The following is a 17,075-nucleotide window of genomic DNA, read 5'->3' on the forward strand; positions in this document are numbered from 1 at the left end:
CACGCTTCCGCCCGGGCAATGCGGATGCCAGCCGGCCGGCAACCCGGCCGAGGATGTGGTATCAGTGTGCCGGCGCAGCTCTGAACAGATTGAACTTGTACGTGTTCACCATCCCAGGTGCGAATCTGGCCAGCACCGGCATGCCGTAACGGCGTTGCCACGGCCAGCTTTTGGCGATTTCTGGTTGCGGTGTCGCCAGTGTTCGGCTGTCGAGCAGATCGAGACCGCAGTCCTGGAGTTCGTGCGGGTCGTCGCATACCCATTGCAGACGGGCGCGCACCTGTGCCAGCGATCGGTTGCGGTCCTGGCCGGAGACCATCTTTTCACCCGCCGTGTCGAAGGCGATCAGTGAACCCGGAAAGCGTTGTGCGAGATTGGTTAACGCACTTCGCACCTGATCGCCATTGAGATAGATCAGGACGGCTTCGCTGAGGAACAGGTACGGGGCGGGGGAGTCGGCGATGACGTCGAACCAGTCGTTGTCCAAAACCGAGCCGGCCAGCATCCGGTAACGCTCTCTGTCACTGAAGAATTGGCGGCGCAGCGCGATGCTGTCAGGAAGGTCGAGGTCGATCCAGTGCAGTGTCCCGTTGTCGAGTCGATCGAATCTGGTGTTCAACCCGGTGCCGAGTTCGACTACGGTGCCAGCGGGATTCTCGCGCAGAAAGCGCGCTGCCCAGCCGTCGAAAATCGAGGAACGGTATACCGATCCGGACAGCGAGGGGCCGCGGAAACCGCTGAAGTCGTAGTCGATGGCGTCGACGAGTTCGCGTGCCCGGCGATCGCCGAGCACCGGGCGACTCGACGCGGCGTCGCACGCCCGCGCGTAGAGCGGAATCAGCAAAGTCTCCTGTACATCGCCCAGCTCGGGCGCAGTTCTGCTCATCGATCCGCCTCTCGTCACTCTCGGTTCTAGTAGTCAACCACTGGCACTGCTGCATCCGAGGGCCGGGCGCATGCGTTGGAGCAGTCAGCGTCGGCTCACATCTCGACCGCCGGCGGGGGCGGCAGACCGGGGCCGAGTGCCTGCCCGACGATGCTGAAAAGATTCGCGGCGGCGGCAATCGGACCCACCGGCAGGGCGGGAACCGGCAGAGTTCCGACGAAGTCGTCCGATTCGACGGCAAGCTGCAGGCCCAGGCTGTTGAGCAGCGAACCGCCGACACCGTCGTACCTCGGACCGGCGGCACCGTAGACCACCTGTCCTGGGCTGAACAGGCCGCCGAAGCCGAAGCTCATACCGACGACCTGCTCCTCGGCGCCCGGGCCTGCGAAAAGCTGATTGACCACGGGCGCCAGCGGGTCCAGATTCAGCACAGCGCCGTTGAAGAAGCCGTCGACAACGTTGGCCGGGGTGTTGATCAGACCGTGGAATGCGCCCGTCGCATTGCCACCGGTGATATCGGCGAAGACGCCGTTGACGCTATTGAGCAGTGCCACCCCCGGGCTGATGAACGGCCCCACCGCACCCACGAGCAGCCCACTCAACGGCGAGGCGGCGAAGTTCAAGGCGCCGGCGAATAATGCGCCCTCCGAGCCGTTTTCGAGGAAACCCTCCATGAGCCCCTGGTACAGCTGGACGTGAACGTTGGAGACGTCGACGGTTTCGCTGCCGCTCGACTGCGTAATGCCGCCCAGGGTGTGCTGAACTACCGCGGCGGAGAGCTCATGCGGCGCGCCAACCAAGTGCACCGATTGAACTACGGCCGGCAGCTTGCCGAAGAACCCGGTGGGATTGGTGAGAAGTTGGTTGAACCCGGTGGACACGCCACTGACGAGTGTGGTCACTCCGGCATCCCAGGCGCCGAACACCCGCTGGGCATTCTGGGTGGTGCCGTCTAGTACCTGCTGGACACGGGTGACCGGATCGAGACCGCTTGCGGCGGCGGCGTTGGCGATCTCGGCGCGTGAGTAGGCACCTGCGCTGCTGTTCAACAGGTTGACGAACTCGGTGTGAAACGCCTGCGCCTGCGTGCTGACCACTTGAAACTGCCGGCCGAAACTGCCGAACAACGACGAGATCGCGATTGAGATCTCATCCTCAGCTGCGGCCGCGATGCCGGTTGTCGGTCCGGAAACGCTCGCCGCGGCCTCGGTCAACGCCGTGCCGATACCGGACAGATCCTGGGCCGCGCCCCGAACCAGCTCCGTCGTGGCTGCAACAAACGACATCTAGATCTCCTCGGGTGTGGCTGCTGGGAACAAGGCAGTGGTCAGCGCTGAATTGATACCGATTTACTGGTGGTACGGATGCGTGCAGGGTCATTACCGCGGGACAGCGCCGATTCGTGCCTCAGCGTGCCAGCTTCGTCTTCAGGGCCGTTTGCAGAGAGCCGTTGTTGAAAATGATTTTCATGTTATAGGTTGGACCCTGAATGCGTCGCCGTCAACCCTGGAATGCAGGCGGTCCCCGGTGGGAGCCCCAGTCGGCCACCTGACCGGGGCCGCCCGGCGCCGATCAAGTCAAGGAGCAGATGCATGTCCACGGCGACCGGGCAGCGGAATTCGGATCACCATTGCGGTCGGTCCGAGACCGACTTCGCCACGGCGCCAACGGCTCAGCGAGGTATCCACCAGGTCGTTGCCGAGTGGGTGCGCCGACGCCCGGAGTCTGTCGCGCTCCGCATGGTCGGGTCTGCCGGAACAGACGTCTGGACCTACCGGCGGTTCTGGGACCGGGTCTGCCACATCCGCGATGGCGCGTTCAGTGGCTTCCCGTCGGGTTCCCGCGTGGTGATGGCCCGCATCGGCGACGCCGACTACGTAGCCGGATTCGTCGCCGCGATGGAGGCCGGCCTGATCCCGGTCCCGTTGTATCTGCCCTCGGCCGACGCGCCCGAACGGTTTCTCCGACGCGCGGATTACGTGCTGCGGGACTGTGCGCCGGCTGCCGTCTACACCAGTTCCGATCTCGTGGAAGCCCTGGGCCGTGATCCGTTGCTGGACGGGCTCGCCCTGCTCACCCCGGACTCCGTTGCCGCCGGGTCGCGGCAACTGCCGGCCACGGCGGCGATCACGCCCGAACAAGTGGCGTTCCTGCAATACACCTCGGGCTCCACCGGACAACCGAAAGGAATTGTCAACACTCACGAAACGATGCTCTGCCAGCTCGGCATCGGCGCTGCGCTGTGGAATCGTCCTGAGGACATCCACACCGTCAGCTGGCTGCCGCTGTATCACGACCTGGGGATCTTCTGGGGTGTGATGCTGGCGCTGACCACCGGCGGGACCGCGACACTCATCCCACCGTTCGACTTCGTGAAGAGCCCACGCATCTGGCTGGAAACCATCCACGCAGTGCGAGGCAACTGGACCGCGGGGCCAGATTTCGCCTACCGCCTCTGCCTCGACGCGTTCGACGAGGCTGCCCTCGCGTCGCTCGACCTGTCCTGCCTGCACTTGGCGATCAATGGTGCCGAACCGGTCCGCGCCGCCACGCTGCGCGAGTTCACGGCGAAGTTCGCGCCGGCAGGTCTCAGGGCGGACGTCATGGCTCCGCAGTACGGGCTCGCCGAGGCAGGTCTGGCAGTCTCCGGCACGGCCCGGCCGCGCCCGTGGGTACAGGCCACCTTCGATGCCGAGCAACTCAACCGCGGCCGCGCGGCCGAGATCGTCGGACCGGTCCCGGCCGGCCACCGGGTGCGCACCCTGATCAGTTGCGGTGACAGCACTTTCGGTTGGGATGTGCGCATCGTCGATCCGGAGTCGCGCGTTGTCCTGTCCGACGGCGATGTCGGCGAAATCTGGGTCGGCGGAGCGGGCCTGCCGAACGGCTACTGGCGACAACCCGAGCTGACCGCCGAAACCTTCGGCGCCACCACCGCCGACGGCATGGGGCCCTATCTGCGTACCGGCGATGCCGGCTTCCGCAGCGACGGCGAACTCTACATCTGCGGACGTTTCCGCGATCTGATCATCGTCGGCGGTGGCAACTATTTCCCCAACGACATCGAGTTGACCGTCGAAGAGGCACCCTGCGGGGTCGACAGCGGCGGCGCGTGCGCGGTGCAACCACAGGATTCCCACGCGTGGTGGCTGGTCGCGGAAACCGCGGCCCCAGCCGAGGACCTCGATGACCTGAGTCGGGTGCTGCGCCGCAGGATTCTCGCGGTGCACCAGACCGCTCCAGAGCGCATTGTCTGGGTCCGCCCCCGCGTGCTACCCAGGACCACGTCCGGCAAGATCCGGCGGCGTAAGACACTCGACATGCTCGACTCGGCGAAATTCGATGTCGTGCACGAGGTTTCGATATCGGCTGGCGGGGCGAGACACGAGCGGCCGACGACCGAGCCGGCCCGATTCGTCGCGGGGTTGCTCGGCGTCGACGTTCACGACCTCGAACTCGACTCCGATCTGACCACACTGGGTTTGACCTCGATGATGACCGCGCAGGTTGTCCAATGGTTTGCGACGATGTCGCGCCAGGTCAACTTCGCCGATCTGTACGCCGACCCGACACTGCGCACGTGGCAGCGTCTCTTCGACTCTGCGCCAACGATTCCGGCGCGGGACCCCGGCACGGCCGGATCCGATGTACCAACGACCGCGCTACAACGCGCGTACTGGATAGGTCGCGATCCGGCGCAGCCCCTGGGCGGGGTGGGCTGCCAAACCTATTTCGAACTCAGCGGCGCCACCATCGACCCGGATCGGCTCGATGCTGCCCTCGGCGAGCTGGTGCGCCGGCACCCGATGCTGCGCAGCAGTTTTCCGGACGCCGGTCGATGTCAGATCGGATCTGAAGCTGTTCACGCCCCGCTTCGGGTCCACGATCTGACCGAGGTCGCCGGCACTGCGCATCGGCCGCACCTCGATGAGGTCCGGAACAGACTGCGCCACCACCGATTCGGTATCGAAACCGGCGATACCTGGCGGGTGGAACTGACCCGTCTGCCCGACCGCTGCATCCTGCACTTCGCGATCGACCTCATCATCGCCGACCTGAGCAGCATCGATCTTCTGCTGCATGATCTCGCCGCGCTATACCGCGGCGACCGACTCCCCGCCGTGGGTGCGGGTTGTAGCGATCTGGTCCGTGCGCCCACTGCGCCGTCGTCGACCGACAACGTCGAACGGCTGCCGGAATGCCCGCCGTTGCCCTTGGCGGAAGAATGCGCCATCGCGTTCGCTCGCGAACAACACACGTTGAGTGCCCACCTGTTGGCCGCTCTCGACGAGATGTGCCGCGCCCACGGAGTCACCCGCGCGGCGGTGTTCCTCGCCGCCTACACCGCGGTATTGCACCGCTGGAGCAACAGCGACGAGTTCTTAGTCAACGTCACGACTTTCGGTCGCCCGCCGGACGCCGCGGAAGTGATCGGAGATTTCACCGCGACTCATCTCTACCGGGCGGGCATGGACACCGAGGGCGGATTTGCCGACCTGGTGCGCTGCGTTCAGGAGGGACTGCGCGCCGCGTTGACCGCTCCGGAATCCACCGATCTGCTTGCGGCACAGCTGCAGGCCGGCACCGGACACAGCGGGATCGCACCGGTGGTGTTCACCTACGCCGCTGCGACGACCGCCCAGCGGCAACGCGACATCGACACCCTTGGAGCGTTGGGCGAAGTATCCTCGATGACCCCACAGGTGCTCATCGACAATCAGATTGGTACCGTACCCGATGCCTCAGGCGGTCTGATCGTGTCGTGGGATTACCGGGCCAGCTGCTTTTCTCCCGGCGTCGTCACAGACATGTTCGGCGCCTACGTCGGGCTCCTGGAACATCTCGGCAACCGCGAGTGGTCCACGGCGGTCCCCATCGAACTTCCGCAACGTTCGCGACTGATTCGCCGGCAACGCAACGCCACTGCAGCTCCGCGCGCCGACGGGTTACTCCACGACGCGTTTCGGCGACAGGTGCAGGCCGATCCCGGCCGGGTCGCTTTACGTTGGGCAGCGGACGAATTCAACAGCCAGGGTGACGGTGACCCGATCGCCGCGACATACCCGCACCTGTCCTACGTCCACCTCGACGAGCTCGCGCGCCGGGTGGCGGGAGTGCTCGCCGAACGACATGCGCCGGGCTCGGTGATCGGCATTCGACTGGCCAAGGGCCCCGCCCAGGTCGTCGCGGTGCTCGGGGTGATGATGGCCGGTTGCAGCTACCTCCCGATCGGGGTGGACCAACCGGCCGAACGGTTCGAGCGCATCTGCAGCTTGTCGGGAATGGCCGGGTTGATCGGTTCACCTGAGTTGCTGCACAGTCTGACCGCAGCCCTGGTGCTTCATGACCTCGAATCGCTACTCCAGGGTGTGCCGAGGGATCCGATCCGGGTGGACCCGGACGACACCGCCTACGTCGTCTACACCTCCGGATCCACCGGCCAGCCCAAGGGCGTGCTGATTTCGCACGCAGCGGCGCTCAACACGGTTCATGATGTCAACCAGCGCAACGGGATTGGCTGTGCCGATGCACTGCTGGCGATTTCGGCCCTGGACTTCGACCTCAGTGTCTACGACATTTTCGGCCCGCTCAGCTGTGGTGCCAGCCTGGTGATCATTTCCGAGCAGTCTCGCCGCGATGCGTTCCGCTGGCGCGCGCTGATCACCGAATTCAAGGTCACGGTGTGGGATTCGGTGCCAGCTCTGCTGGACATGCTGCTGATTGCGGCGGGTGACAATGAGGAGACGCTGCCGAGTTTGCAGTCGGTGTTCCTGTCCGGTGACTGGATTCCGTTGACCATGCCCAGCCGCCTGCACCGTGCCGCGCCGAATGCGCGGCTGGTCGCGATGGGTGGCGCCACCGAGGCCGCGATCTGGTCGAACGAGTTCGTCTTGCCGGCGACAGGTGAAGTCGATCCCGCATGGGTATCGGTGCCCTACGGATACCCGTTGTCCAATCAGAGGTTTCGCGTTGTCGACAACCGGGGTAGGGACTGTCCCGATTACGTCGCGGGAGAGATGTGGATCGGTGGCGCAGGTGTCGCCCAGGGCTACCTGAACGCGCCGGATATGACCGCTGAGCGCTTCGTCGTGGATGAGATCGGCGACCGCTGGTATCGCAGCGGCGACCTCGGTTGTTACTGGCGCGACGGCACTTTGCAGTTTCTGGGCCGGATCGATTCTCAGGTCAAGATCGGTGGTCACCGCGTGGAGTGCGGTGAGGTCGAGCACGCCCTGCGTGGGCATGCCCTGATCGACAGCGCGGCGGTGGTGCCGATCCACGGCAACGCCGCTCTGGGGGCGGTCGTAGTGTGCAGCGGGAGCGCCGGATTGACCGATGCGATCTCGGCCGAACTGCGCGCATATCTCGCAACTCGCCTACCCCACTACATGGTGCCCAGACATTTCGTCCGCGCCGCGGAACTGCCGCTCACCGGTAACGGCAAGGTCGACCGGCGCCGTGCCGTCCGAGAGGTGGAATCCGCGATACGGACGGCGGCGACCGAGCATCCGGGCGCCGAGTTGAGCACGGTGGAGCAGCTGATCGCCGACACCTGGTCAGTGGTGCTGGGACAACCTGTCGCACGCCGAGACGACAACTTCTTCGCTCACGGCGGCGACAGCCTGCGCGCGACGCAGGTGGCCGCGGATCTGAAGCGCCGCGGAGTGCTCGGGGCGGAGGTCGGACAACTGTTGCGCCGCCCCACGCTCGGCGAGTTCGCCGCCGGGTGTGTCATCGGTGCGGTGACGCGGCACCCGGCTGAACATGTCGCCGGGCCGGCAATGAGGGATACCGAGTTTCCGCTGACCCGACTGCAGCAGGCCTATGTGCTCGGCAGTGCCGGCCTGAACGGAAGCACCCGTGCGCCAACGCACTTCGCGATCGTTCTGGGTGTCGATGCGACCGACGGCCGGATCGACCTGAACCGGTTCGTTGCGGTAGTGACCTCGTGTGTCGAGGAATTCGCGGTCCTGCGCTGCGGATTGGAGTCCGACACCGGCCAGCGCGTGCACCGCCACACCCCGGACGTGAGAGTCGAGCTCGTGGACGCCGGTGATCCGGATACCCTGCTGTTGCGCATCACCGACGGGGACTTCGATCCACGCGAGGTTCCGGTGATCACCTGTTTCGCGCCGTCGGGCTCGGCGCGTTATGTGGGTCTGTTGATCAACTATCTCAGTCTGGACGCCCGTAGCCTGGCCACCGTGATCGCCACGATCATCGCCGATTACCAGCAGACACCCCGGCCGCGGCGGGTAGACCCCAGCGCCGACGTGTTCGTCCGCTTCGCCAGCGAAAAAGTAAGCGGCGAAAGCGATTTCGATGTTGCGTGCCCGCCGCCGACGCTGCCGCTGCGTGACCAGCGACCCGACTGGGCCACCCGGGTCGGCTTCCAGCGCTGCAGCTTCACCCTGAGTGCGGGCGAGTTCACCGGCCTGCGGGATCGGGCAGCTCAACTGCGGGTCACACCGACCGCGCTGATCTTCGAGGCCTTCACGGCGGCGTTGCATGCGGGCGGTGCCGGTGACCGCTTCGCCGTCGTCGTACCAATGTCACACCGACCCGGGTACGCACCCGCTGACCGCGAAGTGCTGGGGAACTTCACCCGGTTAGCGCTGTGCGAGGCCGACTACGGTGCCGCGGGACCGGGCTCGCCGGAGGCAGTGGCCGCCGCGCAGCAGCAACTGTGGCGTGCGGTCGGCAGCGGTACTGATGCAACTGGGCACCTCGCCGCCCTGCGCGCGCGCGGTTCTGCCGGCTATCCGGTGGTGTTCACCAGCACGCTCGGCCTCGTGCCGCAGAGCCCGGCGCAGTTGTCCAGTATCCGCACGATGACGCAGACCCCCGGGGTCTGGTTGGACTGCCAGATCGAGGACGACCGCGGCGGAGCCCGGATCAGCTGGGACACAGCCACCAACCTGATTGCCGAAGATCATCTGGCAGCGGTCTTTTCGTGTTTTCGCCGCGCAGTGCACAACCATGCCGAAGCGCCGGCGGGTGAGCCTGATGTGGCCGGGGCGCAGCAGCCGCCGTTAGACGAATCCGATTGGGCCGCAGCGGTCATCGCCGCCGCGGGCGGTCTCTGCGCACCCGGGCACGTCAGACCGGAATATGCCGAAGTAGTGCGGCGGTGGCAGCAACTTCCGCTGTCGACCGGCCACGACACCGCCCGTGCCGCTCGGCGATTGGCCGATATCGTCAGCGGAGCGGCGTCGGCGCAGACCTTGATCGGAGACCCACGACTTGCCCCCGAGGCGATGCTGCTGGCCGAAGGGCGGCTGCAGTGGGCGCTCGACGATCTCACCGAACGCATCTTCGGACATGCCCGCGCTGTCGGTCGTCGGCTGCGGATCCTGGAAGTCGGTTCGCGGACCGGATTGGTCACCCAACGGCTTACCGACATGATCGGTGCGGTCGTGGCGGACTATCTGTGCTTCGAGCCCAATTCCGTCCTGGCCGACATCGCGGCCGGCAGGAAGCTGCCCTCCGCCGTGCGGCATATCGTCTCGCCGCACCAAATCCCTTCTGTGGCAGCGGATGTCGTGATCTGTTGCGGATCGCTGCACCAGCTGCCGGACGCGGGGGCCGTGCTCGACGCGCTGACGGTGACCGATACCGGCTGGCTGTGGGCGGCCGAAATTTGTGAGATCACTGCGGCGACGTTGGCCAGCGCGGCTGTTCTCAATCCCGGTGTCCTGTTGCCCGGAGCGTTGCGAACGCCGGACCAGTGGTGGCGGTTCATCGCGCAACACGGCTGGCAGCCGGGACAGATGACGCAGGACGGTGCGGGCCTGACGATCGTGGCGCAACCGCGGCAGCGGATTTCGCCGCGGCGAGCAGCGCTGCGCTCGAGCGCCGCGACACCCGCGGCGGTCCCTGCGCAAACCTCCGTCGCCGACCAATCGGTCCAGGCCACAATCGCCGAAATATGGCGACGGCACCTGAATCTCGCGGATCACATCCTGCCGAGCGCCTCCGACGACTTCTTCCTGCTCGGCGGCGACAGCCTGGTGGCGACCCGGGTCTACGCCGATCTACGGACCGCCGGTTTCGGACGGCTGGCCCTGGTCGACTTGTTCAACTACCCGCTGTTGGGTGAACTTGCCGCGCACGCCGGCGCGCCCGGGACACCGCCGCCTACTCCGGCGCCACCGCCGCTGCACAGCGAGAGCGAAGTGCCGCTGACCGTCGTCCAGCACGCGTACCTGGCCGGCCGCGAAGGTGGATTCATGCTGAGCGGGGTCGCCGCACACTGCTATTTCGAGTTCGAGGTGCGCGACTTCGACCGGTCCAGGTTCGAAGCCGCTGCCCGCCGGCTCGTCGAGCACCATCCAGGACTGCGCACCACCGTGACAACCAAGACGGACGGTGCCGGGTCGCGGTTGTGCGCCACCGTTCACCCGGTGCCGATCGAACCGGTGGTGTGTGATCACCCCGATGTGCGGGGACGGATGCGGGACCAGGTGATCGACCTCACCACCCGTCCCGGAATCGACTTCGGCGTCCAGGCAGGCGTTGGTGACGCCGTCATCGGCATCAGCATGGACAACGTCATGCTCGACGGGACCAGCATGATGATCGCTCTGGCGCAGCTGGATTATCTGTACAGCGGTGGCGATCCCGCCCAATTGCCGACGCTGCAAACCACATTCGCCCAATACGTGCGCGACCACCCCGAGTTGTGGCCGGGTGCAGACGAATCGGTATTGCCGCACCTGGCCGCGGGCCGTGACTATTGGCGCGCGCGCCTGCCATCGTTGCCGCCCGCTCCGCGGCTGGCCCCGACACAGGTGATCCTCGACATCGGAAAACCAGTCTTCGATCGCGTCGAAGCCGTTGTCGCGCGGGATGTCTGGACGAAGATCAGCCAGGCGTGCCGGACCGAAAGGGTCACCGCGGCATCCTTCCTGCTGGCCAACTACGCGCGGGTGCTGGCCGGCTGGGCCGGAACGACGCAGTTCTGCATCAATGTCACGTTGTTCGACCGCGATCCCGGGGTGGCCGGAATCCAGGACGTGATCGGGGATTTCACGTCGCTGCTGCTACTGGAATGTCGAGTCGACGCCGACCTGCCGATCTGGGAGCAGGCGCGCCGGCTGCAGCGGCAGCTGCTCACCGACCTGCCGCACCGCACCGCGGACGCCGTGTGGCTACAGCGGGAACTGCTGCGTCACCACGGTCAACCCGCGAACGCCGTCTTCCCAGTGGTGTTCACCAGCGGGCTCGGGCTGATCGATACGTCGCGCGGATCATCCTTCGAGTTGGGGTCGTTGGTGTACGGGCTCTCCCAGACGCCGCAGACGGTGCTGGACTTCCAGATGTGGGAGAACGCCGGCTCGCTGGCGCTGTCCTGGGATTTCGTCACGCAGGCCATCTCTGCGGATGTCGCGCGAACCAACCTCGACGCGCTGGTCCAAGCCATGGTGTCCGCCGTCGCCACGTCCCCCGCGCCGAACGGAGACGACAGCGGAGCTGAACTCCTCGAACGGGTCTTGCAGATCTGCGCGGTGGCGCTGAACCTGCCCCGCGTGCAACCGGGCCAGAACTTCTTCCAACTCGGCGGCGACTCGGTGACCGCGACCAGGGTCGTCGAGCAGATCAGCCGCGAGATAGCGCCCGGGGCCAGTATGCGGCTGCTGTTCGAGAATCCGGTGATCGGGGAGTTCGCCGCGCGACTGAAGGCGGTCGATCACGAGCCGGCAGGCCAGGATTCGGACATCGAAGAAGGAGTGCTGTGAGTGCCGCCGAGCTGATCGACCAAGCGCGCCGTGTCGGTGTGCAGCTGTGGGTCGACGGTGCGAACCTCCGCTTCCGGGCGCCGCAAGGCGTGCTGAGCGCAGATCTGAAAGCGCAACTGTCCGCGGCGAAACCGGACATCATCGCGGTGTTGAACCGCGAGGCGGAGGTGCTGCGAGCGCCGCAGGACAGGTTCGAACCGTTTCCGCTCACCGACGTGCAGGCGGCGTACTCGGTCGGCCGCACCTCGGCGTTCCGATGGGGCGGGGTCGGTTGCCACGGGTACGCCGAGTTCGTCGTCGACTACACCGTTGCGAAACCGAGCGCCGAAACGTACCGGTCGGCGTGGCGCAAAGTCGTCGACGCGCACGACATGTTGCGCTGTGTGGTCCAGCCGGATGGCTATCAGGTCATCTGCCCGGATATCGCGGACGGCATCACCGTCCACGAGAGCGCCGACAACATCGAGGGTGAGCGTGCCCGGATCGGCGAGGAACTGCGCAACCGCAGCTACGCGCTGGGCGCGGGGCCCATGTATGACATCGTGGTCACGATCGGTCCGGACGATGCCGTGCTGCACGTGTCGGTCGACCTGCTGATCGCCGATTTCGTCAGCATCTTCATCCTGATGACCGACTTCGGCCACTGTCTGCTCGATCCCGAACATCGCCTGCCTGCACCCGAATTCAGCTTCCGTGAGTACCTGCTCAACCTCGCCCGCTATCGCGACTCGGTGGCCGGATCGCGTCGGAGACAGCGCGATCTTGACTATTGGCAGGGCCGCCTCGAACAGCTGCCGCCGCCGATTTCGCTGCCCCTGTTGCCGACCGGGCCGGCCGAAACGGCGCCGACCTTTTCCCGACGGTCGATGCGGTTGCCCGCCAACGAGTTCGCGGCGTTCACCGGACGCGCGACCGAATGCGGTGCCACGCCCAGTGTGGCGATCGCGGCGGCGTTCGCCACCGTCCTGGGCCGATACGGCGACCGCGACCACTTCCTGTTGACGCTGACGACGATGGCCCGCCACCCGTTCACCCCCGAGGTCGCCCGGCTGGTCGGGGATTTCACCGGCACCAGCCTGCTGGAAGCAGACCTGCGGGGGCAGCCCCCTTTTGGCGAACTGCTGCGGGTGATGGGCGCGCGTCTGTTCGACGACATGGACCACGCCACCCTCAGCGGCGTCGACGTAGCCCGGATGCTGGCGCGCAGCGACGAGAACCGCGGCGAGCACTCACCGGTGGTGCTCACGTCGACGCTGGGTTACGCCACGCAGCACACCGCCGCCGACTCCGCTTTGCTACGCCCGATACCGGGTCGCGGTCTGAGCCAGACCCCGCAGGTACTGCTGGATTGCCAGGTCTTCGAGATCGACGGGGCGTGTGAAATCAACTGGGACACCCGTGACGGGGTGATCAGCGCCGACGCGCTCGACCGTGCGTTCGGCGATTTCCGCGCCGCCCTGCAGACATTGAGCACCGACCCGCCGGCCTGGGAGCGCCCGTTGTTGCCGGCGATCGCGCCGGAACCCGCCGCGGTGCGGAAGATGCCGGAGGCGTTGCTGCACTCGGGGTTTCTGATCAACGTCGCGCAGACTCCAGCAGCGGTCGCGATCCGGCAGGGCGACCTGTCCACCACCTACGCCGAGTTGTTCGCCGCTGCGCGTGCGGTGGCCACGGAGTTGTCGGCCAGTGGCGTCGGTGTCGGTGACTACGTCGGAATCCGCCTGCCGCACGGCCGGAGCCAGGTCGCAGCGATTTTAGGTACCGTACTGGCCGGCGCTGCGTATGTGCCGCTGGACGTGCAGTGGCCGGATCATCGGATAGCTCAGATCGTTTCGCAGTGTTCGCCGGCTGCCGTGTTCGAACAGCGGGGGCGGGTTGATCAGCTGCTCGCCGACGCGGCGACCTGGCTGCCCGACGGGGCGGCGACACCGGCGGTTGCGCCGGCGCGGCCCGACGACACGGCGTACGTGATCTTCACCTCGGGATCCACCGGAATCCCCAAGGGAGTCATGATGAGTCACCGCGCCGCACTGAACACCGTCGAGGATGTCAACGAGCGACTGGGCATCCGCGCGACCGATTCGGTGCTCGCGGTATCGCAACACACTTTCGATCTGTCGGTGTACAACATCTTCGGTATGCTCGCTGCGGGCGGCGCCATCGTGTTCGCCGACGGAGACGGGCGCAATGATCCACACGCGTGGTTCCGAGATATCTCGAAACATCGTGTCACCGTGTGGAATTCCGTTCCGGCGCAGATGCAACTGCTGCTGGAGTACGCCGACCGGGCGACGCTGCCGACACTGCGGCAGGTCATGCTGTCAGGTGACTGGATCCCGGTCTCGCAGCCCGAACAGATCGCCGCGTTGGCGCCGGCAGCCGCGATGCTCAGCCTCGGCGGTGCGACCGAAGCCGCGATCTGGTCCATCTGCCAACCCATGGCGGCGCGTCAGTATGCGCGCAGCATCCCGTATGGCACCGCGATGCGCAACCAGTGCGTTCAGGTGCTGACCCACCGTGGTGAGCCCGCGGCTCCGTGGCAGGTGGGCGAGATACATATCGGCGGAGTGGGACTCGCGCAGGGATACCTCGGTGATCCCGACCGCACGGCGGCTGCTTTCCTCACTCATCCGGTCAGCGGAGAGCGACTGTACCGAACCGGTGACTACGGCCGGGTCACCGACGACGGTGTGATCGAATTGCTCGGCCGCCGAGACAACCAGGTCAAGATCCGCGGGCACCGAATCGAATTGGCGGAGGTGGAGGCCGCGTTGAGCGGCCTGCCGGGGGTGCGGACCGCGCTGGCCACCGTCCTCGGCCGGGCATCGCAGGACCGGGTGATCGCGGCCGCGGTAGTCCCAGGGCCGGCCGGCGACGCCGAACTCTCCGAACGCCGCACCAGCACAACGGATACCACCGACGCCATCGACGCCGCACATCAGCGCCGCACCGCCGATCTCGACGTGGAGAGATTGTTACTGTTCGCTACCGCCGCGAAGTCGGCCGCACTGCGAAGTATGTGCGCGGCGCTGGCGACCGCGGCGCTCCCGGGCGAACAGCTCACCGTCGACGAACTGGCCCGCCGGTTGTCGCTGCCGGACCGGTTGCAGCGCCTGCTGTGCCGCTGGCTGGACGTGCTCGCCGACGAAAGGTTGGTAAAGGCGTCTTCGGACGCGGTGGAACTGGTTGCGCACCATGAACTTTCCGCGTGCGTAGCGCAGTGGCAGCAGGTACGCACGCTGGGTGCGGCCGTCGGCTACGGTGATGACTTGCTGGCCTATGTCGGCGAATGCATCCAGAACCTACCGGGCCTGCTGGCCGGTACCGTCGATCCGCTCGCGCTGCTGTTTCCGGAGGCGACCGTTGACATCGCGACGGCCGCTTACCGCGAGAACCTGCTCAGCAGATACGTCAATCAACTGGTGGTGGCCGGTGTGACAGCGCGGGTGACCCGGGCGACGGCGGCGCGGCCGTTGCGGATCTTGGAAGTCGGGGCGGGTGTCGGCGGCACCACCGCGGACCTGCTCGCCGCGCTGGCCTCCAGTCAGGTGCGCTACACGTTCACCGATGTATCGAATTTCTTTCTCGTTCAGGCCCGTCAGAAGCTCGCCGACTACAGCTTCGTCGATTATCGCCTCTTCGATATCAACCTGCCGCCTGCGGAGCAGGGCTTCTCCTCCTGCTCGTTCGACGTCGTCGTCTGCGCCAACGTGCTGCACAACGCGATCAACATCGACGACACGCTCGCCGCGCTGAATCGGCTGCTGACACCCGGCGGGTCACTGGTCTTCATCGACGCGACAGCCGTCAACCATCCGTTGATGATCTCGATGGAGTTCAAAGAGGGGCTGCACGGTTTCACCGATGCTCGGGCGGGGACGAACTCGGCTTTCCTCACCTACGCGCAATGGCATGTCGCGCTCGAACGGTCGCCCTTCGGCGAAGTGTGCAGTTTCCCGCCGGCTGAGCATCCGCTGGGGCGACTGGGCCAGCACGTGTTCTGGTGTGATTCGGCTTCCACCGCGTACGCGCTACGGCCCGAGGAGCTGACCGCGCAGGCCCGGGACGTCCTGCCGAGTTACATGGTCCCGCAACACATCATCTGCCTACCGTCGCTGCCGTTGACGACCAACGGCAAGATCGACCGCGCGGCAGTGACCGCCGAACTCGAGTCGCTGCGCTGCGCGGCTCGTGCCGGCGACAACCGTACGGCAGGAATGTCCGGCCCCCTTGACGACCTGCAGGCCCGAATCGGGGAGATATGGGTTGGTGTGCTGGGCCTGGAGTCGATCGACACCCTGTCACCCGGCGCCGACTTCTTCGCGCTCGGCGGCGATTCGCTGCTGATGGCACAGGCAATCGGCCGCATCCGCCGTGAGATCGCCGAAGCCGCCGGGCTGGCGTGGGACGATCTGCTTCGCGCGATGGTTACCCATCCCACCCTGGCCGCAGCCGCCGAGGTGGTGCGCGCACCCCGGTCGCGACCGGTGTCGGCCGAGGCGGAAGTTGCCGGGATCGGCTCACCGCTGGTGTACCTGGGCCCCGGACCGGGTTTCACGCGGGCCGCCGAGATTGCAGTATGTGTGCACGACGGCAGCGGGGGAGTGGCTCCCTACGACGAGTTGATCCCGTACCTGCGCGCCGCCGGCATTACTGAACTCTATGGACTGCAACGGATTCCGAGTGACGGGTATGCTCAGATCGCGCCCGCCGAGTTGTTCACCACCCTGGCAGCCCGTTATTGCTCCGCGCTTGTCGCCCTGGCGCCGGCCAAGGTTCACCTGCTCGGCTACTGCATGGGTGGTCTGCTCTCGGCTGAGATCGCGAAATGCCTGGAGGAGGCCGGCATCGAGGTCGGCACCGTTACGGTGGTGAGTTCCTACCGCGTCCCGATGGACGTCGAAGACGACGACGTTCTCGACTACTGCTTCGCCCAGATCCTCGGTGTGTCACCGGAAGTTCTCGGCATGCAGGTGGACGACGACGCGGTCCGCGGCGCGTTCACGCGCGCGCGGGCGCGCTACGCCGACGTGATACCGGCCGGTGCGCTGCGCGGCGTAGCCGAACCTGTGCTTGCGGCTTGCCTGGAGCGCAGTGCCGAGGCCGGCGAGGCACGCCTTACATTGTTGGCCGAATCCGGTGTGCTGGGCGAGTCCTGGGACGTCGAAACGCTCGGCGAGTTGCGGTCGATCTTCGTGCATAGCCTGCGTGCGGTGGTGCACGGCGCGACCGAGCCGTACCTCGGTGACATCCACTTCCTTCGCCAACGCGGCGATATTCATTTCCTGCCGACGCTGCAGGAGGACATGACCGCGTTCTGGGCGGACTACTGTCTGGGGGAGTTGACCATCACCGACATCGACGGCACCCATTTCGACTGTCTGACTGGCGAAAACGCGCAGTCCGTCGCCAAGCTGCTGGCGAATTCCTGGACCGCCGAGGCATAGGTC

4 protein-coding genes are annotated in these 17,075 nt (G+C 66.2%); 2 read left to right on the top strand and 2 right to left on the bottom strand.

The window, feature by feature from the left end:
* Positions 1-61: 61 nt before the first annotated feature.
* On the bottom strand, positions 62-886 hold the full coding sequence (locus AC5Y5Z_RS01195) for a class I SAM-dependent methyltransferase (protein ID WP_463824537.1): 825 nt from the start codon (positions 884-886) through the stop codon (positions 62-64).
* 95 nt (positions 887-981) lie between these two features.
* Positions 982-2,172, bottom strand: coding sequence for an outer membrane porin GjpA (gjpA, locus tag AC5Y5Z_RS01200; RefSeq protein WP_499922960.1), 1,191 nt, complete (start codon positions 2,170-2,172; stop codon positions 982-984).
* A gap of 306 nt (positions 2,173-2,478) precedes the next feature.
* Here gjpA and AC5Y5Z_RS01205 point away from each other — a divergent pair, with 306 nt between their 5' ends.
* Together AC5Y5Z_RS01205 and AC5Y5Z_RS01210 are read left to right on the top strand one after the other, a co-directional pair.
* Positions 2,479-11,625, top strand: a complete 9,147-nt coding sequence (locus tag AC5Y5Z_RS01205) for an amino acid adenylation domain-containing protein (RefSeq protein ID WP_499922961.1) — start codon at positions 2,479-2,481, stop codon at positions 11,623-11,625.
* On the top strand, positions 11,622-17,072 hold the full coding sequence (locus AC5Y5Z_RS01210; protein WP_499922963.1) for an amino acid adenylation domain-containing protein: 5,451 nt from the start codon (positions 11,622-11,624) through the stop codon (positions 17,070-17,072). Before AC5Y5Z_RS01205 ends, AC5Y5Z_RS01210 begins: the two co-directional genes overlap by 4 nt.
* Positions 17,073-17,075 lie beyond the last annotated feature (3 nt).

Source organism: Mycobacterium sp. NGS29 (assembly GCF_059812965.1).

Coding starts and splice junctions, on each gene's coding strand:
- AC5Y5Z_RS01195 (WP_463824537.1), bottom strand. CDS start 886: ATGAGCAGAACTGCGCCCGAGCTGGGCGATGTACAGGAGACTTTGCTG.
- gjpA (WP_499922960.1), bottom strand. CDS start 2,172: ATGTCGTTTGTTGCAGCCACGACGGAGCTGGTTCGGGGCGCGGCCCAG.
- AC5Y5Z_RS01205 (WP_499922961.1), top strand. CDS start 2,479: ATGTCCACGGCGACCGGGCAGCGGAATTCGGATCACCATTGCGGTCGG.